Source organism: Acinetobacter sp. YH16051 (assembly GCF_013417135.1).
Taxonomy (GTDB): Bacteria; Pseudomonadota; Gammaproteobacteria; order Pseudomonadales; family Moraxellaceae; genus Acinetobacter; species Acinetobacter towneri.
Map to the genome: position 1 here is coordinate 1 of NZ_VPEN01000021.1, position 22633 is coordinate 22633.

General features: G+C 40.7%; 26 protein-coding genes and 2 pseudogenes. 21 read left to right on the forward strand and 7 right to left on the reverse strand.

The annotated features are described in order from the left end of the window. Positions 1-140: 140 nt before the first annotated feature. The 16 genes from FTV41_RS12275 to FTV41_RS12350 all read left to right on the forward strand — a co-directional run bounded on the left by FTV41_RS12275 (position 141) and on the right by FTV41_RS12350 (position 12233). Entirely contained in the window at positions 141-551 is a 411-nt protein-coding gene (locus FTV41_RS12275; protein WP_257221955.1) for a packaged DNA stabilization gp4 family protein, read from the forward strand. Continuing rightward, a complete protein-coding gene (locus tag FTV41_RS12280; RefSeq protein ID WP_179996626.1) occupies positions 544-996 on the forward strand; it encodes a hypothetical protein in 453 nt (150 codons plus the stop codon). Before FTV41_RS12275 ends, FTV41_RS12280 begins: the two co-directional genes overlap by 8 nt. A gap of 2 nt (positions 997-998) precedes the next feature. Beyond that, positions 999-2384 carry a packaged DNA stabilization protein gene (locus FTV41_RS12285; protein WP_179996627.1) on the forward strand — a complete coding sequence of 462 codons (1386 nt, stop codon included), beginning with the start codon at positions 999-1001 and terminating at the stop codon, positions 2382-2384. Next, positions 2385-2741, forward strand: coding sequence for a hypothetical protein (locus FTV41_RS12290; RefSeq protein ID WP_179996628.1), 357 nt, complete (start codon positions 2385-2387; stop codon positions 2739-2741). It begins immediately after the preceding gene. Continuing rightward, positions 2741-3073, forward strand: a complete 333-nt coding sequence (locus FTV41_RS12295) for a hypothetical protein (RefSeq protein WP_179996629.1) — start codon at positions 2741-2743, stop codon at positions 3071-3073. Before FTV41_RS12290 ends, FTV41_RS12295 begins: the two co-directional genes overlap by 1 nt. Continuing rightward, positions 3070-3537 carry a GNAT family N-acetyltransferase gene (locus FTV41_RS12300; protein ID WP_218945190.1) on the forward strand — a complete coding sequence of 156 codons (468 nt, stop codon included), beginning with the start codon at positions 3070-3072 and terminating at the stop codon, positions 3535-3537. The genes FTV41_RS12295 and FTV41_RS12300 overlap by 4 nt, the downstream gene beginning before the upstream one ends. After that, on the forward strand, positions 3516-4163 hold the full coding sequence (locus FTV41_RS12305; RefSeq protein WP_179996630.1) for a hypothetical protein: 648 nt from the start codon (positions 3516-3518) through the stop codon (positions 4161-4163). Before FTV41_RS12300 ends, FTV41_RS12305 begins: the two co-directional genes overlap by 22 nt. 2 nt (positions 4164-4165) lie before the next feature. After that, positions 4166-5566 carry a hypothetical protein gene (locus FTV41_RS12310; protein ID WP_179996631.1) on the forward strand — a complete coding sequence of 467 codons (1401 nt, stop codon included), beginning with the start codon at positions 4166-4168 and terminating at the stop codon, positions 5564-5566. 41 nt (positions 5567-5607) lie between these two features. Beyond that, entirely contained in the window at positions 5608-5940 is a 333-nt protein-coding gene (locus tag FTV41_RS12315) for a hypothetical protein (RefSeq protein ID WP_179996632.1), read from the forward strand. Between the two features lie 11 nt (positions 5941-5951). After that, entirely contained in the window at positions 5952-6125 is a 174-nt protein-coding gene (locus FTV41_RS12320) for a hypothetical protein (RefSeq protein WP_179996633.1), read from the forward strand. Further along, complete coding sequence (locus FTV41_RS12325; RefSeq protein WP_179996634.1) at positions 6122-6352, forward strand: kynureninase; 231 nt, start codon at positions 6122-6124, stop codon at positions 6350-6352. The genes FTV41_RS12320 and FTV41_RS12325 overlap by 4 nt, the downstream gene beginning before the upstream one ends. Positions 6353-6418: 66 nt before the next feature. Next, positions 6419-9046: a glycoside hydrolase family 104 protein gene (locus tag FTV41_RS12330; protein WP_179996635.1), complete on the forward strand. Its 2628-nt coding sequence runs from the start codon at positions 6419-6421 to the stop codon at positions 9044-9046. A 5-nt stretch (positions 9047-9051) separates the two neighbouring features. Beyond that, entirely contained in the window at positions 9052-11079 is a 2028-nt protein-coding gene (locus FTV41_RS12335; RefSeq protein WP_179996636.1) for a glycosyl hydrolase family 28-related protein, read from the forward strand. Between the two features lie 45 nt (positions 11080-11124). Further along, positions 11125-11394, forward strand: coding sequence for a holin (locus FTV41_RS12340; RefSeq protein WP_179996637.1), 270 nt, complete (start codon positions 11125-11127; stop codon positions 11392-11394). Then, on the forward strand, positions 11381-11668 hold the full coding sequence (locus FTV41_RS12345; protein ID WP_179996638.1) for a hypothetical protein: 288 nt from the start codon (positions 11381-11383) through the stop codon (positions 11666-11668). The genes FTV41_RS12340 and FTV41_RS12345 overlap by 14 nt, the downstream gene beginning before the upstream one ends. Next, entirely contained in the window at positions 11649-12233 is a 585-nt protein-coding gene (locus FTV41_RS12350) for an N-acetylmuramidase family protein (RefSeq protein WP_179996639.1), read from the forward strand. Before FTV41_RS12345 ends, FTV41_RS12350 begins: the two co-directional genes overlap by 20 nt. Positions 12234-12320: 87 nt before the next feature. Here FTV41_RS12350 and FTV41_RS12355 read toward each other — a convergent pair whose 3' ends face one another. The 3 genes from FTV41_RS12355 to FTV41_RS12365 all read right to left on the reverse strand — a co-directional run bounded on the left by FTV41_RS12355 (position 12321) and on the right by FTV41_RS12365 (position 15304). Then, complete coding sequence (locus tag FTV41_RS12355) at positions 12321-12848, reverse strand: hypothetical protein (protein ID WP_179996640.1); 528 nt, start codon at positions 12846-12848, stop codon at positions 12321-12323. Between the two features lie 2 nt (positions 12849-12850). After that, the gene (locus FTV41_RS12360) at positions 12851-14110 is read right to left on the reverse strand and encodes an AAA family ATPase (RefSeq protein ID WP_179996641.1); all 1260 of its coding nucleotides are present in this window, start codon (positions 14108-14110) and stop codon (positions 12851-12853) included. 207 nt (positions 14111-14317) lie between these two features. Further along, positions 14318-15304 (reverse strand): site-specific integrase, encoded by a 987-nt coding sequence (locus FTV41_RS12365; RefSeq protein WP_179996642.1) that lies wholly within the window; start codon positions 15302-15304, stop codon positions 14318-14320. Between the two features lie 349 nt (positions 15305-15653). Here FTV41_RS12365 and FTV41_RS12370 point away from each other — a divergent pair, with 349 nt between their 5' ends. Both FTV41_RS12370 and FTV41_RS12375 read left to right on the forward strand, forming a co-directional pair. Continuing rightward, a complete protein-coding gene (locus FTV41_RS12370) occupies positions 15654-15851 on the forward strand; it encodes a hypothetical protein (protein WP_004972905.1) in 198 nt (65 codons plus the stop codon). A gap of 532 nt (positions 15852-16383) precedes the next feature. Then, complete coding sequence (locus FTV41_RS12375; protein WP_004972907.1) at positions 16384-16602, forward strand: hypothetical protein; 219 nt, start codon at positions 16384-16386, stop codon at positions 16600-16602. A 114-nt stretch (positions 16603-16716) separates the two neighbouring features. Here FTV41_RS12375 and FTV41_RS12380 read toward each other — a convergent pair whose 3' ends face one another. The 3 genes from FTV41_RS12380 to FTV41_RS12390 all read right to left on the reverse strand — a co-directional run bounded on the left by FTV41_RS12380 (position 16717) and on the right by FTV41_RS12390 (position 18827). Continuing rightward, positions 16717-17085, reverse strand: coding sequence for a hypothetical protein (locus tag FTV41_RS12380; RefSeq protein WP_004972910.1), 369 nt, complete (start codon positions 17083-17085; stop codon positions 16717-16719). Between the two features lie 217 nt (positions 17086-17302). Continuing rightward, entirely contained in the window at positions 17303-18019 is a 717-nt protein-coding gene (locus FTV41_RS12385; protein WP_179988940.1) for a hypothetical protein, read from the reverse strand. Between the two features lie 109 nt (positions 18020-18128). Further along, positions 18129-18827 (reverse strand): exonuclease domain-containing protein, encoded by a 699-nt coding sequence (locus FTV41_RS12390; protein WP_026438378.1) that lies wholly within the window; start codon positions 18825-18827, stop codon positions 18129-18131. 251 nt (positions 18828-19078) lie between these two features. Between FTV41_RS12390 and FTV41_RS12395 the strand changes: the two are divergent. From FTV41_RS12395 to rnk, 3 genes and pseudogenes are all read left to right on the forward strand, one after another. After that, positions 19079-20341, forward strand: a pseudogene (locus tag FTV41_RS12395) (alpha/beta fold hydrolase). 177 nt (positions 20342-20518) lie between these two features. Further along, positions 20519-21772 carry a serine hydroxymethyltransferase gene (gene glyA / locus FTV41_RS12400; protein WP_019836649.1) on the forward strand — a complete coding sequence of 418 codons (1254 nt, stop codon included), beginning with the start codon at positions 20519-20521 and terminating at the stop codon, positions 21770-21772. A gap of 163 nt (positions 21773-21935) precedes the next feature. Then, a complete protein-coding gene (rnk, locus tag FTV41_RS12405) occupies positions 21936-22340 on the forward strand; it encodes a nucleoside diphosphate kinase regulator (RefSeq protein WP_004972920.1) in 405 nt (134 codons plus the stop codon). A gap of 176 nt (positions 22341-22516) precedes the next feature. On the opposite strand, the pseudogene FTV41_RS12410 reads toward rnk, so the two are convergent. Then, positions 22517-22633, reverse strand: a pseudogene (locus FTV41_RS12410) (IS982 family transposase); the annotation flags it as partial.

The following is a 22633-nucleotide window of genomic DNA, read 5'->3' on the forward strand; positions in this document are numbered from 1 at the left end:
GGATAATCTTTTTCAGATTCAATCAATAATTGAACCGCTCTTTCTCTGATTTCAGGGGTATATTTTGGTTTTGTCATTGGAACATTCTCTCAAGAAAGTTGGTCTCCGACAAACCCGGTACGGTTCATTATGTGTTCGATATGCAGCCTGAGCAGGTTGAGAGTGCTAAGCGCAAGCTTGACACCATGATGGGTTTATGGGATGCCAAGGATATTCGCTTTGGTTATCCATTAGCATCAAGTGCGAAAAGTGGTGATCTGGACGAGGAAACTCATATTCCAGATTATGCAGTTGAAGCGGTTCGCTTAAATTTAGCTATCCGACTTGCTAGCTCTTTTGGCAAGGCTGTGCCTATTGAATTAAAAGCTATGGCAAAAGATGCATTTGAAACGATTCAGTTAGCCATGCTTAGCAACCCACCAAGAGTTCAGCTTGACCCATCTTTACCGCGTGGTGCTGGGCATAAAGGCGATTGTCTACCTTTCGTTGAAAAAACACTTACCAAAACAGTTTTTGCACCTGACACATCAGTGAGTTTCACAAATGAATAAACGATTAAATATCACAGACAAGATTGGCGATAGCGACTCGGTGGTGATTTGGAGTGCAAACAATCAGGATTATCGAGGTGCGCCAGTTGATTTGCTAATTGAGAAAATCCAAGAAAGTATTAAGAAAGTTGATTATCCACCAATCAATATTCAGCACTTCAATCCAAATACAAACTTCACACTCAACATCGAAAACCACGAGGTTGGCACCTATCTGATTTTAAACCCATCTGTAAGCATAACCACAGGCTCAATCAAACTGCCTGAGCGTTACACCGTGACTGATGGACAAGTCTTGTTGGTTGCTTGCGCTCAACAGGTGGATAACTTCTCGGTTGATGGGAATAATGCACTTGTGATTGGTGCGCCAAATGCCTTAGCTGCAAATGGCTTCTTTAAATTGAAGTACGACAAACTCTCTAATACTTGGTATCGAGTGGGGTAAATATGCAAATCCCTATTTTGGATGGAATCTATACTGACAATAACTCTGACTTTCGCACAGCCTATCCAGTAAACCTGATTCCAGTTCCAAAAGGACAGGGGATTTCAGCAGGATATTTAAGACCAGCCGAGGGCATTAACCATGTTGTCGATCTGCCTGGTGTAGATCGCGGTGGAATTGTTTGGCGTGGCGAGCACTATCGAGTTTGCGGCACAAAATTTGTAAAAATCACAGCATCTGGTCAGGTTGTAGAAATTGGTAGCGTGCAATCAGGTGGGCTATGTTCATTTGACTACTCATTTGATTATCTAGCCATTAATGCAGGAAGTGCCCTGTACTTATACAACGGCACACTCAAGCAAGTCACTGATTCCAATCTGGGCGCTGTGCATGATGTGATTTGGGTGGATGGTTATTTCATGACAAGCGACAGCAACAACATTGTTGTGACTGAGCTAAATAACCCATTTGAAGTGAATCCGCTTAAATACGGCTCTTCAGAAGTCGATCCTGATCCAATTGTCGGTCTAATCAAGCTTCGAAATGAAGTCTATGTGCTGAACCGACACACGATTGAGGTATTTGATAACGTTGGCGGTGAGTTTTTTCCATTTCAGCGCATTGATGGCGCTCAAACCATGAAGGGCACACTAAGCAAAAAGACTGCATGTGTCTATATGGATGCAATCGTTATGCTTGGTGGTGGGCGAAATGAAGCCATCACAGTTTATATTTCATCCGCTGGTTCTGCGCAAAAGATTGCAACACGTGAAGTTGAGCAGATTCTTTCAAATTACACTGAAGATCAATTATCGGACTGTTTGCTTGAATCTCGACAGGTAGATGGTCATTCATGGTTATACATTCATTTACCAGATCAAACACTGGTCTATGACTCGGTTGCATCACAAACAACTGGTCAGCCAACATGGTTCATTTTAAATAGTGGTGGTGGTTATAAAGCTCGAAACATGACTCATGCCTATAACAAATGGTTTGTTGGTCATACCACTGAGCCGAAGCTAGGCGTTTTAACAGATGAGTCTGGTGAGCATTGGGGTGATGTGGTCGAATGGCAGTTTGGAACAGCGATTGTTTACAACGAATCAAGCGGTGCAATCTTTCACCAACTCGAATTGGTTGCTTTAACTGGTCGTAATGCGTTTGGCAAAGAATCTCGGATTTATACGCAATATTCTGTAGATGGTATTGAGTGGTCCATGCCTAAATTTATCAGCGTGGGTAAGCGTGGAGAGCGCACAAAGCGCCTTGTGTGGTTCCAGCAGGGTTATATGCAAAATTGGCGTATCCAACGATTTACAGGCACATCGGCAGCACGCTTATCAGTTGCAAGACTAGAGGCAAAAGTAGAGCCACTGGGGGTTTAAATGCTAGTTAGACCTAAAAAACCAAGTCGCGAAGAACTTGCCAAGATTTTTAAAGACCCAAGAACCCTAAAGGCTTTTGAGCAGGTTTTTGAGGTTATACCTGGTGAGTTCAATCGACAAGATGGAAGCCTAGATGAAATTCAGTTTCAGGTCGAAAGTGCAGCAGCTCAAGGTGCGTTAGCAATCGCCTTGATTCAGGCGGTTGAAGCTTTAGCAGAAGTTAAGGCAATGGAGCCAGTGCATCAGTGCAGCTGTCAATTTGACGACTTAACGCCACGTTATGAACATATCCACACTGAATCACCAGAACCCACTCAAATTCAATATCAAGAAATTAACTCATTGGAGATGATCTAATGGCTGTCAAAGTAAAAAATATTATTCCATCAAAACAACTGGAAGATGTTCAAACCAATCAACATATTGCATCAGTTAAAACCATGATTGATAAGGTGACAGTAACAAATACCACAGGGGCAGCAGTGACGTTTAGTTGTAATCTGGTGCCATCAGGTGGTGCTGTAGATGACGCCAATGCAATCATTAAAGACAAGGCTGTTGCGGCTGACGAAACTTATGTTTGCCCTGAATTGGTCGGGCATGTGTTGGAGGCAGGCGATGCGATTAGCATGATTGCTAGTGCTGCCAGTTCACTCACTATTCGGGCATCAGGGCGAGAGGTCACATGATTATACTGCAGCCTCTAAGTGATATTGATGTGATTAATCGTGTGATTTTAGATGCTGCAGTCAATGATGATATTTCAGACGATGCATCGAAGAATCATGAAATCCAGCAATTACCTCACGCCTTTGAATGTCTTGGAATCTACCAGGATGAAGAAATCAAAGGTTTGTTTATGCTCGCTCCTCAAAATGCAGTGACAGCAGAAATTCACACCTGTTTGTTGCTACGTGGCAATGAAGCATTTCAGGCAGGGCGGTTACTACTTGATTACCTATTCAGTAAATATCAAAAAGCTATTTCTTACACGCCTTCTACCAATAAAAAAGCCCTGTTTTATGCGCTTCGACTTGGATTCAAAAAAGAAGGTGTTTTGACTCAATCATTCTTAAAAAACGGTAAATTGCTTGACCAAACATTGGTAGGCTTAACCAAAGGAGAATACTTATGCCAGTTGCAGCAGCGGTAGGGGTGGTCGGCGCTTCGATTGTTGGTGGCGCAATGTCATCAAAAGCACAAAAAAGTGCAGCCAATACAGCCGCCAATGCTCAAATTGACGCATCTGAAAAGAGCGTGGAGGAGCAGCGTCGACAGTTTGATGCAGTTCAGAAACTCTTAAAACCTTATGCGGATGCAGGTCTTAGTGGCTTGACTGGTCAGCAAAACTTGCTTGGTATTAATGGCAATGCAGCACAGCAAGCAGCGATTAATAATATTAACAACAGCTCTGAAATGCAGACTTATTTGCAACAAGGCGAAAATGCCATTTTGCAAAATGCATCAGCTACTGGTGGACTGCGTGGCGGCAATACTCAAGCGGCTTTAGCTCAATTCAGACCACAGTTGCTAAACCAACTGATTAATCAGCGTTACCAAAATTATGCTGGATTAACATCATTGGGTCAAAACGCAGCAGCAGGCACAGGTAACGCAGGCATGCAAACAGCTAGCAATATTTCTAATTTGTACCAGCAAACTGGTGCCGCTCAGGCAGGTGCAGCGTTGGCGCAAGGTCAAGCCAGTGCAAATATGTGGAATGGCGTAACTGGTGCAATTGGTCAAGTTGCAGGAATGAAAATGATGGGGATGTTTTAATTATGGTGCAGCCTATTAATTATATGCTTGATGTGCAAAACCCTATTCAGACAGCTATGACTGGTCTCACTCAAGGGATGCAGATTGGGCAGTTCATGCAAGCTAAAGAGCAAGCTGAACGTGAAGCCATTCAAAAGCAGCAAATGCAAGAAGAGCTTTCATCATTTGCATCAAAACCAAATAAAACTCATGAAGATTATGCAAACATCATGGCGCGGTTTCCATCTTTAGCGGAAGATTTTAAGCGCTCTTATGATGTTCTTGATTCAGGTAAGCAACAAGCCACATTCAAGACAACATCACGCATCTATGCAGCCTTATCTGGTGGACAACCAAACGTTGCAAAATCCATTCTTGAAACTGAAGCCTTGGGTTATGAGAATGCAGGGGACAAAACAACCGCAGATCAAATGCGAACACTAGCAGCAATGGCAGAAACGGATCCTGACGGACTTTTAACAATATCCGGTCTAACGCTTGCGTCAACCACGCCATCGCAATTTAAAGATGTGTTAGGTGCATTAGGCGAAAACCAAAAGCTGCCTGAAGAAATCAACCTCACGAAAGCGCAAACTGAAAAAACCAACACCGAAACACGTTGGTATGGTCCTAAAACTCAGGCTGAGATAGGAAAAATTAAAGCTGAAACAGAACAGACTGAGATTGAGAATGAATGGCTGCCCGATGAAAAGCAATGGAGCATTGAGAATGTCAAGTCTCAGATTGAGTATCGCGCAGGGCAGTTAGGGTTGGAGTATGACAAGCTGGAGACCAACACCCAATTAAAGCTTGAAGAGTTAGGTCAAAGCCAAACCAAGTTAAGCCCAGGGGCGGAAAAACTTGTAAATGATCTTGTTACAGACTCAGCAGCCGCTCAGACACAATCCCAAAAACTCAACAGTCTTGCCGATCGATATGCTAAAGAGTCTCAGGCTGGCGGTGTATGGACAAGAGGATGGGCGGGATTTAAACGTGCAACTGGTTTCTCAAATGATGAGCAAAACGCTATGATGAGGGAATATGACCGCCTGATTAACAGTGAGGTACTTAAAGCTTTACCACCTGGCCCAGCAACAGATAAGGATATTGAGATGGCGCGCAAAGGATTTCCACCATCAAATGCAGATTCGACCACCATTACAACGTTCTTGCGCGGTGTGGCTAAAATGAGTGAGGTTGATGCAGCCCACAAGCAGATGAAGGCTGAGTGGGTTAATCAGAATGGGCAACTTGGCTCAAGTAAGCGCGACATTGAAGTGCTGGGTGTTCGTGTTCCACAAGGCACTCCATTTACTGAGTTTTACCAAAAGAATTTAGGGAAGGTGCTCAAGAATCAAGACAAACAAAGTCGTAGTCAGCAGGCAACCACTGGTCAAGCGATCTATTTTAATATTTCGCCTTAAAGTTGTGATAACCTTTCTTTAAAAATAAAGGGGGTTATCACATGAAAAATATTATTCTAGCAGGGTTTGCTGTATCTCTTGTCGGCTGCATGAATATGCCAACTCAACCGTCACAAATAACAGGATCTTATACATCTGGTTTGCGTTATGAGAATTTCAATTGCTCACAGTTAGCAGGCGAGGCGAACTCATTAGCAAGAAGAGAGAATCAGCTTGTAATAGCTCAGGAACAGAGAATTAAGACCAGCACAATGCAAGCAATGTGGTGGGGTTACGGTCAGGGCGATGGTGTGGAAGCTTCAGAACTTGCCAATGTTAGAGGTGAAAAAGAAGCTGTTAGACATGCTATTGAAAGCAAGGGCTGTCGGATTTAAGGGGCTATGTGATGTGGCTGGTTATTTTTGCATTTACTGTTCTTGCATACTTAATCATAAAGCAAGAAAAGGCCTTTAATAAATCTATTCTGATTTTAGAGGATCGGATTAATACGCAACAACACCAAATTAATAAGCTCAATGAAAGAGTGAGCGACCTTGAAAGGAGTAATGCATCAGGATGAGATATTTAATTTTAGTTATTGTCTTGGGTCTAAGTGCTTGCTCTAAAGAAGATCCGAATAGCAGGCCAATTTATGGCAATGAGTTGGGGTTGCCAGCTAATTGCAGGGCATATATTCAGGTTGCTGTAAATGAGTGGCGAAAAGGTGGTTATGATACAGAAACCACAATGAATGCCATTGAAAGAAATTGCGGTGAGAATGGTGCACTATGGGATTATAAACCCTGAAAGAATCAACCAAGTTAAAAACAAGCCACCTTTGGGTGGTTTTTTATTTGCCCAAAGGAAAAGTAAATGCTGTCACGACAAGAAATTGAACAACATTTAAAAAACCCAAATGTTCGAAAAATGCTAGGGGTGATTGCTTCGGCTGAGGGTGTGAAGCATGGCTACCACACAATGTTTGGTAACGAGCGTTTAAGTGATTTAAGTAAACATCCTGGTGTTCTAAAAGAGTTCACCCAGACCGATGGCAAAAAAAATAAAACCAGTGCTGCGGGTCGTTACCAATTCCTAGAGTCAACTTGGAACGGCCTTGCAAAACAACTCGGATTGAAAGACTTTTCACCCAAAAACCAAGATATTGCCGCTGTTGCGCTACTAGCTCAAAACGGTGCACTACCTTATGTCTTAAAAGGGGATATTCCCACAGCAGTCAAGAAATCAGGTGGCACTTGGGCTTCCCTGCCTTCTGCGCCAGATAGTTACAAGCAACCAAAAAAATCATGGAGCGATATTGGAATGAGTGGCAGCACATTTGATCGCGTTAAGAGTAAACGAGAGGCTCAGAAACAACCAACCATTGCTGATGTCTACAAAGCATACCGCGGTGGAAAGCTCACAACTGAGCAAAAGAATGCTTTTGAGTCAGACGTAAAGGCTGGCAAGGTGATGCTACCCAGTGGTGCTAAATTAATGGGGCAGAAAAAAACAGTTGAGCCAGTCATGCTACCTCAAAATGTATCTGATGCTTATTACTCTGGAAAGCTCAGCAAGCAACAGAGGGCAGCCCTAGAAAGAGACTTAAAAGACAATATCGTTAAACTACCGAAGCCCACAAGTCACCAAAGTTCGCTCCCTGATTTTGATGCTAATGGTCAGATTGTTACACCTGAAATGCCAAAAACCCCACCACAACAAGCACCATTGAGCACAATGGATAAACTTATCGGTGGAGCAGAGGCAGGTTTAACACTTGCAACTGGTGCGGTTGGTGGTGCTATTGGTCAGGCTGCAGGCGGTTTGCATGGTATTGCTGAATCTGTTGTTGATGGCACATTTGGAACACAGCAAGGCACACAAAATGCCGTAAATCGAGCCACACAGCTTTCTAACACGCTAACCTATGAACCAAGAACAGCAGGCGGTCAACGTGCTGTAGGCGCAGTTGGTGAGTTTATTGAAGACACAGGACTTGATACATTGCCGCCTGTCTTGGGTGGTGGTGTAGGTGCTGCTACTGCGACATTAGGGCGCGCATCTGTGCCAGTCGCTACCACAGCCGCAAGAGAGGTAGCACAAGCTGCAAAACCTGTCGTGGCTCAAGTGGTAGAGCAAGCAAAACGACCAGTCGCAGCAGTAACAGAGGCAGCCAAAAACACATTTAGCCGCAATAACGATACTGGTCCAGCACCAGCCAACATTGGTGCAGCTCAGGTTGATCAAGCCACTGTTCGTCAAGCTTTGGCAGAGGATTTACCAGTTAAGCCCGAACTTACGCAAGGGCAGATTAGCCGTGATCCAGGTCAGCTTAAATTTGAGGTTGAAACCGCCAAAGACGAAGAGATGGGCGCTCCACTTCGCCAACGTTATGAGCAGCAACACCAAGCTGTGCAGCAGTCGATAGATGTCTTTATTGACCAGACTGGCGCCGAAAAAGTTAGCGCACGTGAAGCAGGCTTATTGGTGGATGATGCTCTGCAAAAGCAAATGCAAGCAGACAAAAACCGTGTGCGTGTAGCTTATAAAAAGGCTGACGACTCTGAAGAAGCGACCACGCCTGTTGATATTACTAATCCTGTTTCGGTTTTAGAGGATGGTGATTTGTCAGTTATTGATTACCTGAACTCACAGCCTGAACTACCAACCACACCCATCATTACTGCAGCAAAACGGACTGCGGAAGCGCTCGGTATTGCTCAGCGTGGTGAAGATGGTCAACTTGTACCAGGTAATCCAACAATCAAGCAGCTCGAAAAATGGCGCTCTGAAATTAACGGAAACGTGAATCAAGAAGCGCCAAATATCAGGCAAGCCACCATCCTTAAAAACTTCATTGATGCACATATTGAGCCGCATGCGGGAAGTTTGTATAAAGCTGCTCGGATTGAGCGCAAACGCTTTGCTGACAAGTGGGAGAATCACGCTATTGTCAAAGATTTGGTGGAAACCAAGAAAGGCACCGATGACCGTAAAGTTGCTTTTGAGAATGTGGTGGATCGTGTTGTTTATCGCGGCTCACTGGATGACTTGAGGCAAGCCAAGCGAACCATCATGACTGCTGGCCCAGAAGGTCAACAGGCATGGCGTGAAATCCAAGCATCCGTGCTGCGGGATATTAAAGACCAGGCAACACAAGGTGTTGCGCCAGATGCCCAGGGCAATCAAATGATCAGTCCGGCCAAGTTGAACGCACAGATCCGCAAGCTAGATGACAAGCTTGATTTTATCTTTGGTAAACAAGGTGCTGATAAGTTGCGGGCCTTAAATGAGGTATCCAAAACAATCTTCACTGTACCAACATCAGCAGCAATCAATCACAGCAACACAGCAGCAACCTTATCGGCAGCAATGGACCTTGTATTATCTGGCATGTCTGGATTCCCAGCACCAGTCGCAAGTGCATTACGCCTCTCAACCAAACACATTAAAGATCGGAAAATCCGCAAGCGTGTAGAAGACGCATTAAACCCAAGGAGTTAATAGTTATGACTATGTTTTTAGCACCCTACACAGCTATTGCTGATATTGATGGAAGCCCGCTTGATGCGGGTTTTATCTTTTTTGGGGAGTATGGAAAAGACCCTGAGCTTTTTCCAATAGAGGTGTTTTGGGATGCCGACTTTACAGTGCCAGCGGCACAGCCAATTCGCACCCGAAATGGCTACCCAGTGCGCAATGGAAGTCCAACCAAGGTTTACTTAAAAACAGCACAACATTCTATTGTGATTAAAAATAGAAATAGCGCTTTCATTCTTGTAGATTTTAATAATAAAGGCTGGGACGCTTCTTTTGTTGTTGATGGAGATGAAAACCAGAAACAGATTAATGACAATCAAAAGGAAATTAATCAATTTCTATTCCCGTTCTACACGCTTAAAAAATTTGGTGCGGTTGGTGATGGTATTACTGACGACAGACAGGCATTTCAAGATGCTTTAGACTACTTGCATGAACAGGGAGGTGGCACATTAATCGTCCCAGATGGGGAATATTTGCTGAACTCAAAGACAAATAAAACAGGAGTGAACGTGGACACTCTAGTTTTGCTGAGACCTAATGTGAGCGTTGTTGGGTTCGGTCCACAGTCAAAGATCAAAGTCGGAGCATTCCCCAATAAAAAATTCTACTGTTTTTATAACTACACGGAGAACTTAGGGAATATCTCAGTTTCAAATCTTTTTATTGATGCAAACGGGCAGGGCAACTTGCCAGAAAGCAACTATGGTTACGATCAATGGGTTGTTGCAACTGGCATAGCCAATCAGGTTCAAATTGAAAATGTCCATGTAATCAACGCTGGTGGTCAGCAGGTGTTTAGTCTTGGTACAAATGAGCAACTTCCTACCGTAAAAAGCGCAATGATTACTCATTGCAGGGTGTATAAAACAGGACAGGATATTGCGGGGAATATTCAGGGCGATCACAGCTCTTTCTATGTTACTGCTGAGTCTGCCATCATTAACAGCAATACGCTTACGAACGATAATGAAAGTTTAACTTCTACCGCTATCGAGTGCCACTCTCACAATCAGGTAATCACAGGTAATAACATTCTGAACTTTAATGTTGGGGTTATTACAGCAGCAACAGTACGCAGCTTAAATTCTGTTCTTATTGCAAACAACAATATTAAAGCGCGTAAAGCGTGGCATCTCTGGGTCTACAACAACTTCGATATTCGCGACATTATCTTTGCTCAAAATAACTGCACTTTTGCAACCGTTGATGGTGCGGGATTCTTGGACTTTGCAACACAAGTAATTACCCCAATGACAGGTTCTTTATCAATAACAGGTAATAATATTATCGGAGATAAACGAGCGATCAACTCACCTGGATTCTTCGGTGTTTATGTTGGAGATATTGAAAACATATCCATTAAGAACAATAGCTTTCAAGGGGTCATTGGTCGACCTATTGAGTTCGGTGTTATTACAAGTGTTGGTAAGGTATCAGTAGATATTGAGGGTAATACATTTAATGAGTGTAACTCGACAACTGATAATTCGTATAAAGAGTGCATTGCATTCAACGCAGTAACATCTATTAAACGGCTGAGCATTAAGCGAAACACTTGTGTATCGCAATCTTCTGCGTTCTCTCGCAAAATACTTTCAGGTGCATGTACAGTGAGTGAATTTGAGTTTGTTGGTAATAGCGAGGTCGGTAGTGGCTTTACTCAACAACCAACTTGGGCTGCTGGAGTGCTTGGCAAATCATCTGTTAAGCATAAGACTAATGTTCTCGGTAGACCGACATTACCCGCAGGGCTAGGCTCTGAGTTTAAGGTTGGGGCTAGTGAATATAAGCGTGTGAAGGGTGATGGTGTTTATGCACTCTGGAATGCTGTGCATTACACTGAAACAGGTAAACCTACAGGCTACGATTCTTTTGATGGCGATAGAGCTATTAATGTCGCTCCAGGGGTTGGTCAGCCGTCAGAATGGGTTTGTGTTGGTAACGGAAATCCTGGCACTTGGGCAGCAGTGCCTGCACTGGTTACGGCTACTTAACCAAAGCCCTTCGGGGCTTTTTATTACCAAAATTTAGGGGGCATCGTGTCTGAAACGAAGCAAGCCGCTGCAGAACTTGCAGCAACAGTATCAGCAGCAGCAAGTAAAACTACATACGTTGGGGCAGGCGGTGGCTTCATCGCTTGGCTTTTATCAATAGACATATTGCCGTGGCTCGGTTTTGCAGTCGCTTTAGCGGGCTTTATTGTGAATCTAGTGTTTAAGTTTTTAGAAAATAAGCGTGCAGCAGAATTGCATAGAACCAATATGCGAAAAATGACGTGTAAAAAAGGTGGATGTAATGAAATTGATTGATAACTGGAAACAAGCTTGGAAACTCAAGTCAGTGCAAGTAGGTGCAATTAGCGCCTTTTTTTACGTCTTGATGTATGCGGCTTTTGAACTACTTTGGTTGTTTGGCTCTAATTTTCCGCAATTTTGGGCAGCTGTGCCACAAGAAATTAAAGAACTATTGCCACACTCATGGGTGCTATGGCTTGGCTTTTTAAACAATGTACTAAGTGTTTTTTCGCGCTTGAAATATCAACCCGAATTGCACGGAGATAATGATGAGCAAAAAACTAACTGAAGCTCAGATTCAAGCACAAGCATTGGGGCTTGGTATCGAAGTCGCAGCATTAAAAGCCGTGATTGAAGTTGAATGCAAGGGCAGCGGGTTTAATGCTGATGGCACACCAGTGATTCTATTTGAACGCCATGTATTTCGACAGCGACTTATCGCAAATGGTAAAGCGGCAATAGCGGACAAGGCAATGCGAGAGCGTCCTGATCTGTGCAACAAAACTATGGGCAACTATGGCTTATATTCTGCGCAGCATGGACGTTTGAATGCTGCTGCTCAATATCACCGTGAGTCGGCTTTAGAATCCGCATCATGGGGAATCGGTCAGGTGATGGGTTATCACTGGAAAGCTTTGGGCTATCCAACTTTGCAGAACTTCATTAATGCGACGTATCGTGACGAAGCATCACAACTTGAAGCAATGTGCCGATTCATTGTGACCAATAAACTTATCAACGCTTTAAAGAATAAGGACTGGAAAGCATTTGCACGTGGCTACAATGGTCCTGCTTATGCTAGAAATTCTTATGATGTGAAGCTTGGCAATGCATATAAGAAAGCCCTCAAGTGAGGGCATTTTTTCCAGTTTTACAATAACGATATTGCTTATATTTTAAGGCTCTCACTAATGTGCTTTTTTAATTCTTGGGCTAATGGATTATGGTTTTTTTGTTAGAGTAATAAAAGGACATAATAATGCCTCAAATTCGCTCAACTCACTAATAAGCTCAGATGACCAAAATGAAAAATTTGGATTAATTTCAAGCAATTTTACATAAGGTTTTTTATCTGAAATAAATTTTTGCTTAAATTCTCTGTCATTCCGAGCATTAAATCTATCAAACAATTTCTGCTTAGTGATTCTAAGACAGCAATACAATTCTTCTTCAAAAGTTTTGTGCTGCTGAAGTAGTTTAACTGCATATCCCCGTTTATGTAAAAAACGAATGTTGGTAATGAATTTATCTAGCTTAACCCTATCTTGAATTAAGACATCGGTGTCAAAAACAACATAGAAAATGATGGATTTTTTGTTTCTTGGCAGGTTGGTTAGTAATTTTGAAATCTGTGCCTCAGATCGCTCGCTTAAATCAACCTTGAGAATCCTACCCATCAAACCTGCGTGTTTAATAAAATGATCTTCACACTCACCTTCAACAAGATAATAAATAATATTATTTTTCATTATTAATCCTGCATAAGAATATCTTCTAGAAGCGTTGTGTTTGGCAAGGTGCGAAGCACATCATTTTTAATGTAATTAACTATTGATCTATCATTCTTTTTAAAGGTTTCCTCTGGTCTAATGAAGTAAGAGTTATACTCCTCATCTTTTCTAATAAATAAATAACTGTGTATTGGGAGGTTCATATCCAATACATCATAGTTATGTGTGGTGTAAAAGAACTGACTGTAACGATTCATTTTCTGAATTATCAGATTGACAATTGTTCTTTCAATTTCCGATTGCACATGAGACATCCCCTCATCTAGGAAAAAAGTACATCCTCTTCGACCTTGAGTAGATAATACAATTGAAATAAAGTTGGCAATTTTAATAGATTCAAATGTACCTAGTGAGAGTAAATGTTTCTCATCATTTACAGCACCCTCTGAACTTATGTATATTTTATTGCCATTATAAAAATTTACAAAAAAACCATTTGGCTCTTCGGGCTTGTTTTTTTGGTATGCATCTTCAACATTTTCAACACTGGGGTCAAAGGTTTTTAATACTGCTTGTAAAATATCCTTGTTCAATAATACCTTGGAGTTTATAACAGTATCATCACTATGATCGTTATATAGAAAGTTCCAATGCTTTGTTAATCTAAGATTTTTGAAGGCAAAAAGCTTTTCTATGTATTCTTTTGAGCCATATGAATCATTGAGTGAATTTATATATATAGTTTTTCGTGATTTTTTTGATGAACTATCATCCTCTATTGAAGATAATAATGTTCTGAGACTCTCGATACTGTCAGTCTTTTTAATCTCTATTGCTTTATAGCAAAATTTAAAAAATGGGATAGGGGCAACCTGATTGTCTTTTGTGACTATCACCTCTAACTGGTGATAAAAGTCATAATTTTTGAAATCAGTATCTTGATTGCTGCAATCAATGTTTTCTGGCATTGGGTTTTGATCAATAAACTCAACCATAAAACCGAGAGAAGTTTCATTCTTGTTTATGCCTTCAGAAAAATAGCGGTTTAATTCTCCGCTTGAAATAAAACTTCTAATAGCTAGCAAAATTTTAGCAAACGAAGTTTTTCCTGTAGCGTTAGCCCCAGACAAGATAACAACTCTCTTGAAACGAATATTCTCAAAAGCATCCAAATACTCAAATGGGATATTTGAGTCTACAATCTTTCTTGGGTAGCTCAGGTCTAAGGAGCAATCCTTGAAGCTATACCAATTGCGTAATTTAATTTTAGTAATGATCACTGTATATCTTCCATAATTTGGAACTTGTAAATCATAACATAAGGGCTGGATAAATTCGTGTAATTTTTTAAATTCTTGAATAAGTGAAGATCATCACCTATAACGCTTTTTTATAACTCCTTTATTGTTGGCGCAAACCCTACGCAGCAAGGAGTGTTCGGGTTTGCTGTTTTAGAATACATTAAATTATTAAAATGTGGATAAATGCTAATCCAATCGGTTCGCAATCTCGCTTGCTGTGGCATTGTAATAAACCATCAAGCTGCGTAAATCCTTGTGGCCAATCATTCTAGCCAAGTCCAAAACTTCAAGCTTTCTTGCAAGTCTGGTACATGCTTCATGCCTTGAGTCGTGAAAATGCAAATCCTCAATTTCACACTTATCTCGCAACTTTCGCCAAAGCGTATCAAAACTAGCATCTTTCACAGTAAATACGTTATGGCTATCTATTCCCTTCATTAACTCAAGTAGTTCAACAGCACGCCTAGAAAGTGGAACGTGTCGCTTTGTACCATTCTTTGTTTCATCAAGCGTGACATACCTATCTTTTAAATAAACCCGATCCCAAGTCAATCCACGTATTTCACCAGCCCGCATTGCTGTTTCAAGCGCAAGCAAAAAGGCAATCATAATCTGCTGAGTAAAGTTTTCAGGTGGTTGATTGTTGAAGTCAGCAGCAAGGCAAAGCCGATCAATTTCATCTTCTGCGATTCGTCTATCACGATGTGCAGGCGGTGGCGGCATCTTTAAATCACTCATGGGTGAATCATAAATCCACTTCCATTCTGTACGCGCTACTGTAAACAAAGCTGACAGTATATTTCCCTCACGTCGTACCGATGCAGGCTTAACTTTCTTTAGCCGCTCATCTCGCCAAGTCACAAAATCATCTGTGGTAATTTTGGCAATGTGTTTTTTGCATAGCTTAGGAAAGTTTTTCTGAAATGCCTTGAATCGCTTAATCTCAGCATCACAACCTTTGTGCTTTGGGCACACTTCAGCAATGTATCTTTCAATTGCACAATTTAATGTATAATCAGGTAGCTTTCCGCGTGATAACTCTCTCAATTCAGTTTCACGTTTAGATGCCCATGCGCGAGCTTGAGTCTTAGTGTCGAATGTCGCACTTTCCCGAGTACCATTCACACTAATCTCAGCCCGCCAAGCATCACCCCTTTGTCTAAAGGTGGCCATAATTCTCTCTCAATAAGTCTTGGCGTAATTTTGGCGTAATCAATATATAGGGAATAGTAAGGAATAATAAGAAAACATTAAACTATTGAATTGTTTGGATAGACTTAAAGTTATAAAAACAAAGGAAAAATAAGCAAAAGTAAGGAATAGTAAGAAAACCTTAAATTTCGGAAAGTGCCCGCTGAGCGCACCAAATTAGTATATAAGCATTGAACTGTAATATAAAAAATAGTTGAAAAGTATATAAAAAATTAAGATAAACATTCGATCTTATTTGCCATAGCCTGATCACGTTTTTCAGCATATAAAACTCACATATTTTAAAACTGAAAAATCTGAGGGCAGCTTCGTGGGCTATATCGTTAAACTCATTCCAGAAAACTTATATTTTGTTCCGCATGATAATGAAATTGGTACCACGGAATTTCGCAGTAAAGCCGTCGCAGAAGGTTTGTTCTACGATTATGCTGAAGCAACAGCAATGGTAAAGCTATACAATAAAGATATGCTGCAAGATGTTGATTATGAAATTGAGTTAATTGAATAATCGTCGACTTCTTATTATTTGAAAGTATCGCCAAGTTATGCAGAAGCTAATCGCAAAGCTGGAGCTTTTAACCGCATAAAATTATGCCGTAACTGAAAATTAAATCAATTGAAATTTTGCTGTGTGAATGTGTTGAAATGTAGTGGGCTATTGCAGCAAAAAATAAGTTTCACTATATTAAAACTACAGTAGGTCATTCAATGTAATAGACGCTACGATGCAGTTGGACGGATCAATGACAGCTCGTTAAGTTTGTAACTCTTGTTCAAACAATAAAATCAGCACTAGCCTTCCAACATAAAAAAACTCGCAGCAATGCGAGTTTTTTCTGTGCTAGAATGAAAAACAAGCAAATTTACTGTGGTTTTGTAAGTTGTAAATAAAATTTTAAAAAATATGTGTTTGAATTTATTAGATAATTTAAATTTAGTTTAAAAAAATACTACATTGTCAAACAATCTAACAACTCACTTTTTTAAAAAATTTATAAGCTATGGTATAAAAAATTTCCGTCAAGAAAAAGGGAACAACAATGACGCAAATCATCGATATTAAAGTTAAAGACCAGTTTAGCCATATTTACGAAGCAAAAGCATTGCTACGTAATATCCCAGAAACTTCATTGGCAGCGGGTTTGGCACTATTTCACAAAATTGAACACATTATTGTGGAAGGTGAAGTGATTTTACCAAGCATCGAACTTTTGTTTGAAAGCCGCGAGTCTGATAGTATTTTCCGTGTGTTGGAGTAAATATTTGTGAGACTACTTTATTTTTAGAAAAGCTCATTTCGATGAGCTTTTTTGTGCGCAGGATTTTTAAAGCACACGTAAATAAAGTGCTCATTAAGTGTAAAACATATCGCTTTAAACCGTCTGATCTTCTACAAGTTGGATATTTACATCGTATTTATCAAACTCTTGAATAATTTTTTGAATGACCGCTTGCCCAATGTCATCATCGGGTTGAAAACTCAACTCTTGATTGGTTTGACTATCAAAACATTCAATTTGCAAGATTTGCCAGAGCTGGGCATCTGTACTTTGTTGAATCACTATGCGTCGCGGTTGTAAATGTGCTGAAATTTGACGCGGCAACACATTGGTAATCGCTAACTGTATTTGGCTTTCCTGATCTTTTGGGCTTAAAAAGGTAATCACCCAATTGCCAACTTTACTGAGTTGCATTGGATTGTCATAAGCATCAAACGCTAAAAAAAATGCATAATTCATCATAACCCTGTGCCTCAACAATTCTAGAAAATACTATATCGCTGATTTTTATCAGTCGGGGCTATGCCGCTAAAGTCTTAGCTTTTATAGGAATAATGGATCTAAGGTTTATATGTGTTTTTAAGATGTTGAAAAGTAATAAAAATAAATTAATCCATATGTCCCTGAGCATGGTTTTAATTGTTAAAAAGACTTAAAACTAAGTAAAAAAATCTAAGCTTTAAGTCGGATTAAGCTTTTGCAGAGAGTGGTTGATTTGCTGCAAAATCTGATTGAGTGCTTTCGGTGGTAAACGAGTTTCTTGCAAAGAGGTAATCCATTGCATTTGGCAGAGTTTTAAGCTGCGAATATCCTGAGCTTGTAAAATTCGCTGAATCAGTTGTTTTGCCATTAATCCACAATGACGCTGCAAAGTATCCATCATGAGAAATTTTACATCTTCAAAACTCAAAGCGGTAATTTCAGGCTGTATTTCTGCTTGGGGTTCAGGTTGTTCAGCGGGCTGTTCTGTATTGATGGCAGCTGCAACACGTGCTTCTAAATATGCAGGAACTGAATTTACTTGAAGATGTTGGGTGTGGATTGGTTCTGCCAAACTTTCAGCATGCGCTTGCGGGGTGCTGCTTGCAAGTTGGCTATGAATTTCTGTGTGTAAAGTGGTAGATGATGGCTCTTGCTCTTGTTGCAGCAGAATGTTAGCCGTTTGCTCTTGGTGTTGCAAAGTGTCTTGCTCAAGCGCAGCAGGGGCAATCAGGTGCATATCTAATAGCTGTTCAATCAATTCAGGTGGTGCAAGACGTTGCTTGAACTGATCTCCGAGTAAATCAAAATCTTCAGTACCAATCAGTACCAATAAACGACGTTGACGTGCATTCAAATCACGTGTGCGCTGTTGTAATGCATCTAGACCGAGTTGAGTTTTTTGATAATTAAACATGAGCCTTAATTTATTTCCCCAATAAATTAAGGCAAAGCATAGACTTTGAAAATTACAATAATATGAATAATTTATGACAGGTAAATGCAATAAGATTCACTTGAAACATTTATAAAGTCAAAATACTGGTATTTTCGAGCGCCTTGCGTAAGTAAGGATCTAAATCTTCTTGTCTTAATAACCATTGCACATAATCGGCAGGAAGGTCAGCAATTGCCGTACCACGATGTTTACCAAAATTGATAATTTGTGGAATACGTGCTTCTTCTGAGGCAGTGTAGAGTTCTTCAATACTTTGAATTTGTAATTGATGAACTTCGTGCATCAAAATATTGGCCGTTAAAATAATATCCATATCGGCACGATGCGCTTTTTTAATCATATCACGCGCTTTTTCGCTGCCTTTGGTAATCATATAAATTAAAGCTGAAATATTGTGTGCTTCAGCATTCGGCCATACACGACGTGCAAGTGCTAAAGTGCAAATGGCTTTAATTTTAGAAGTATCCACACCACATTTTTCTAAAGCGCGAATATCGTAATCAATATTATGCCCAATAATATAGGTGGTTTCGGCAGGTAATTCGAAACTACTGTAATGCGGTTGATCAATTAAATCTGATTCTAAAATATGATGTACCGCCATCGCTGCGAATGAAATTGGCTCATCGACTTGATATAACTGATCGAAAATTTGACTTTTATCTAGACTGATTTTGCCATCTTGAATTTGAATGGGGGCGTAGGCAATCTCAATGGGTTGTCCATTTAAAGTATGGGTTTCAGTGTCGAGAATAATTGCCTGCATGTCCTGATTCGCTTGCGTCATTCAATAAAAATGCAATCTAACATTAGCCGCTGCGTATGACAAATTGAATTGAAATTTAATAGGCACTTGTATATGTGATCAATTTACTGATTTTTACCGTAAGTGTTTAATTTAAAATAAAATACACTTGCATATTAATTGTTGAAATCTTGCCTGATACGATAAAAAAGCGTACAAATAAAGATTGCGAAGGATGCAATTAATAAGAATATGAAGACAAGGGTAAGCAAATGAAAAAAATATGGTTAAGCGTGGCTTTGGCCAGCAGCAGTTTGTTTTTAACCGCCTGTAATGATGATCATGACGATACGAGTGTTGTGGTTGTTGAGGATGGTATTCCGAAATATAATTTTAGTGCCCCAGTCGTGAAAACAGAGCTTTATCGGGATCAGGGTGAAAATGCGAATAATCTTTTAAATGCAGTGAGTTCATCTAAAACATTGATGACATATAAAATGTTAGGTGTAAATGGACGGGAAACTCAAGCAACTGCACTTGTTTTTACCCCTCAAACAGTTAAACCTACGGGCGGATGGCCACTTGTAGTTTGGGCACATGGCACAACAGGCGTGGCAGATGCGTGTGCACCAAGTCGTCAAGGTTTAAATGGAAATGAGTACTTCATTGCTAAACTATTGGCAGCAGGTTATGCCGTTGTTGCACCCGACTACGAAGGTTTAGGCGAACCGAGTGGTAAAGAATTACATCCATTCTTGAATTTAAAAAGTGCAGCTTATTCGATTACAGATGCTGTTGTCGCTGCAAGCAAGCTTTTGGGTAATACTGCAGAAACGCGATGGAGTGTAGTTGGACATTCACAGGGTGGACATGCGGCTTTAGGTGCAGCACAGTATGCATCGCGGGCGCAGTTAAATTATAAGGGTGCCATAGCTATCGCACCTGCATCAAATTTAGCGTTGGTATTGGCGGGTGGTGAACAAAAAGCGGCTCAAGAGCCAGATGTAATAAAGAAAGCACAGACACTTGTGCCACTAGATACGTTTACTGCTCTAATTGCTGCGGGGCTAAGAAATACTGCTCCAACCTTGCAATATTCTGAAATATTTGTGTGACCAACAGATCAACTTGCTGCTCAGGCAGAGTCTATCTGTTATGAGGCATTAGGTGAGAGTATGGCTCAGTCAATGCGAGAGCACGCACAGACTTATGGAACATTGGATGGTTATCCACGTACTCAACCAAATTTCATGACGACCATCCCTGAAGTTAAAGATTTCTTAACCAATGATTCACAGCCATTAAAAGTGAAAATCAGTACGCCTATATTTATTTATCAAGGAACGGCTGACCCAACTGTACCGAAACAAGTCACGGATTACTTGGTTCAGTCAGCTCAAGGGATGGGAACTAAAATTCATTACGTCACTGATCAGGATTTACCTGTAGAGCAAAAATGGGATCATGGTTCGGTGTATGTGGATAATATGGATGAGATTGTCAAAGATGTTCAATCACTAATGCCTATTCAATAAGTTGTTGAATTACGATAAAGATTGATTTGACCTAAAATAGCTCATGTTTTATCTGAAACATGAGCTATTTTTATGTAAAACTGAGCAAAGTTCATTCTCTCAGTTCACAAACTTTATGCTACAATACGCGCCAATCTTAGCACGGCTTAAAAGCCCTAAATTAATAGGACCTCGCTAATGTTTGCCAATATTTCTATTGCCGAATTTGATCCAGAATTAGCTCAAGCGATCACCAATGAAGATGCGCGCCAAGAAGCTCATATTGAGTTAATTGCTTCTGAAAACTACTGCTCACCTGCAGTAATGGAAGCTCAAGGTTCAAAACTTACCAATAAATATGCAGAAGGCTACCCAGGCAAACGCTACTACGGCGGTTGCGAATACGTAGATATTATTGAACAATTGGCGATTGACCGTGCTAAAGAACTCTTTGGTGCAGATTATGCTAACGTTCAACCACACGCTGGTTCACAAGCAAACTCTGCAGTTTACTTAGCTTTACTTAACCCAGGCGACACTGTGTTAGGTATGAGCTTGGCACATGGTGGTCACTTGACTCATGGTGCAAAAGTAAGCTTCTCAGGTAAAACATATAACGCTATCCAATATGGTTTAAACCCAGAAACTGGCGAAATTGATTACGAAGAAGTTGAGCGTTTAGCGCTTGAACACAAACCACGCATGATTGTTGCGGGTTTCTCTGCGTATAGCCAAATTGTAGATTGGCAGCGTTTCCGCGACATTGCAGACAAAGTTGGTGCTTATTTATTTGTAGATATGGCACACGTAGCAGGTCTAGTGGCTGCTGGTGTATATCCGAACCCTGTGCAAATTGCTGACGTAACGACTACTACTACACACAAAACATTGCGTGGTCCACGTTCTGGTCTAATTCTTGCGAAAGCAAACGAAGAGATCGAGAAAAAATTACAATCTGCTGTGTTCCCTGGTAACCAAGGTGGTCCATTGGTACACGCAGTTGCAGCAAAAGCAATTTGTTTTAAAGAAGCAATGGCGCCTGAATACAAAGCGTATCAACAACAAGTTGTTAAAAATGCGCAAGCGATGGCTGAAGTTCTTATTGAACGTGGTTATGATGTAGTATCTGGTGGTACGAAAAACCACTTGTTCTTGCTTTCTTTAATCAAGCAAGATATTACAGGTAAAGATGCAGATGCATGGTTAGGTGCTGCGCACATTACTGTAAACAAAAACTCTGTACCGAACGATCCACGTTCTCCATTTGTAACTTCTGGTATCCGTATCGGTACTCCAGCGGTAACTACACGTGGTTTTGGTGAAGCAGAAGTACGTGATCTTGCAGGTTGGATTGCAGACATTCTTGACAGCAAAGGTGACGAAGCTGTAATTAATACTGTAAAAGCAAAAGTTGAAGCTGTTTGCGCGAAATTCCCAGTTTACGCAAAATAAGCACAGCCTTGAGAAAAGCCCCTCAAGGGGGCTTTTTTTATGGATGTAAAAAATTGATTTTTCGTTCAATAAGCTGAATTTCTGTTATAACTTAAGCGTATTGAATATGATTGTAGGCAAGCTGATGATGACAGTATTGTCGGAATGACAGGAATAAAAGTAAATGATTAGACCAAAGATTATTATTTCAGAACAAGATTTGCACCGTTTGGAAACGATGCTTGAGCATCAACCTAAATTGACGCCAACGATGCAACATCTAGAAGATGAATTGGCACGTGCTGAAGTGGTTGCGCCACAAGATGTACCGAATAATGTGGTGAGCATGAATGCCCGCGCATTGATTACCATTGCACCTGCAAAAGAACCGACTGAAATTACCTTGGTTTATCCGCATGACTTTAAAGGTGAGAAAGGGCAGGTGAATGTGGTTGCACCTGTCGGGACTGCCATTTTAGGTTTAGCTGAAGGTCAGGAAATTGAATGGCCACAGCCCGATGGTCATATGATGAAAGTCAAAATTGAGAAGATTTTGTATCAGCCAGAGCGTGAAGGCGATTATTTATAATCTGTTTATCATCCTGCGTTAGGAACATTGAAAGCCATGTTGATCATGGCTTTTTTATCAAATGGAGCGTAAAACTCAGTCCTTCAGGTCAGAGATATAAGCGACACGACATAAAGTGTCGTTTGATTTAACTAAGGACTATTTTCCTTGAGTTTTGATTGTTAATATAACCCCAGTTACGGATAAGCCAAAGATTTAATCACATGAATTTTAGGCTTATTCTTTTGGCAAAGTTGATACGCACATAGTGAAGAAAATACGCCTGCTAAAAAACCAGCAATCGAACGATGTTT

Coding starts and splice junctions, on each gene's coding strand:
- FTV41_RS12275 (WP_257221955.1), top strand. CDS start 141: ATGCAGCCTGAGCAGGTTGAGAGTGCTAAGCGCAAGCTTGACACCATG.
- FTV41_RS12280 (WP_179996626.1), top strand. CDS start 544: ATGAATAAACGATTAAATATCACAGACAAGATTGGCGATAGCGACTCG.
- FTV41_RS12285 (WP_179996627.1), top strand. CDS start 999: ATGCAAATCCCTATTTTGGATGGAATCTATACTGACAATAACTCTGAC.
- FTV41_RS12290 (WP_179996628.1), top strand. CDS start 2,385: ATGCTAGTTAGACCTAAAAAACCAAGTCGCGAAGAACTTGCCAAGATT.
- FTV41_RS12295 (WP_179996629.1), top strand. CDS start 2,741: ATGGCTGTCAAAGTAAAAAATATTATTCCATCAAAACAACTGGAAGAT.
- FTV41_RS12300 (WP_218945190.1), top strand. CDS start 3,070: ATGATTATACTGCAGCCTCTAAGTGATATTGATGTGATTAATCGTGTG.
- FTV41_RS12305 (WP_179996630.1), top strand. CDS start 3,516: ATGCCAGTTGCAGCAGCGGTAGGGGTGGTCGGCGCTTCGATTGTTGGT.
- FTV41_RS12310 (WP_179996631.1), top strand. CDS start 4,166: ATGGTGCAGCCTATTAATTATATGCTTGATGTGCAAAACCCTATTCAG.
- FTV41_RS12315 (WP_179996632.1), top strand. CDS start 5,608: ATGAAAAATATTATTCTAGCAGGGTTTGCTGTATCTCTTGTCGGCTGC.
- FTV41_RS12320 (WP_179996633.1), top strand. CDS start 5,952: ATGTGGCTGGTTATTTTTGCATTTACTGTTCTTGCATACTTAATCATA.
- FTV41_RS12325 (WP_179996634.1), top strand. CDS start 6,122: ATGAGATATTTAATTTTAGTTATTGTCTTGGGTCTAAGTGCTTGCTCT.
- FTV41_RS12330 (WP_179996635.1), top strand. CDS start 6,419: ATGCTGTCACGACAAGAAATTGAACAACATTTAAAAAACCCAAATGTT.
- FTV41_RS12335 (WP_179996636.1), top strand. CDS start 9,052: ATGACTATGTTTTTAGCACCCTACACAGCTATTGCTGATATTGATGGA.
- FTV41_RS12345 (WP_179996638.1), top strand. CDS start 11,381: ATGAAATTGATTGATAACTGGAAACAAGCTTGGAAACTCAAGTCAGTG.
- FTV41_RS12350 (WP_179996639.1), top strand. CDS start 11,649: ATGAGCAAAAAACTAACTGAAGCTCAGATTCAAGCACAAGCATTGGGG.
- FTV41_RS12355 (WP_179996640.1), bottom strand. CDS start 12,848: ATGAAAAATAATATTATTTATTATCTTGTTGAAGGTGAGTGTGAAGAT.
- FTV41_RS12365 (WP_179996642.1), bottom strand. CDS start 15,304: ATGGCCACCTTTAGACAAAGGGGTGATGCTTGGCGGGCTGAGATTAGT.
- FTV41_RS12375 (WP_004972907.1), top strand. CDS start 16,384: ATGACGCAAATCATCGATATTAAAGTTAAAGACCAGTTTAGCCATATT.
- FTV41_RS12380 (WP_004972910.1), bottom strand. CDS start 17,085: ATGATGAATTATGCATTTTTTTTAGCGTTTGATGCTTATGACAATCCA.
- FTV41_RS12385 (WP_179988940.1), bottom strand. CDS start 18,019: ATGTTTAATTATCAAAAAACTCAACTCGGTCTAGATGCATTACAACAG.
- FTV41_RS12390 (WP_026438378.1), bottom strand. CDS start 18,827: ATGCAGGCAATTATTCTCGACACTGAAACCCATACTTTAAATGGACAA.
- glyA (WP_019836649.1), top strand. CDS start 20,519: ATGTTTGCCAATATTTCTATTGCCGAATTTGATCCAGAATTAGCTCAA.
- rnk (WP_004972920.1), top strand. CDS start 21,936: ATGATTAGACCAAAGATTATTATTTCAGAACAAGATTTGCACCGTTTG.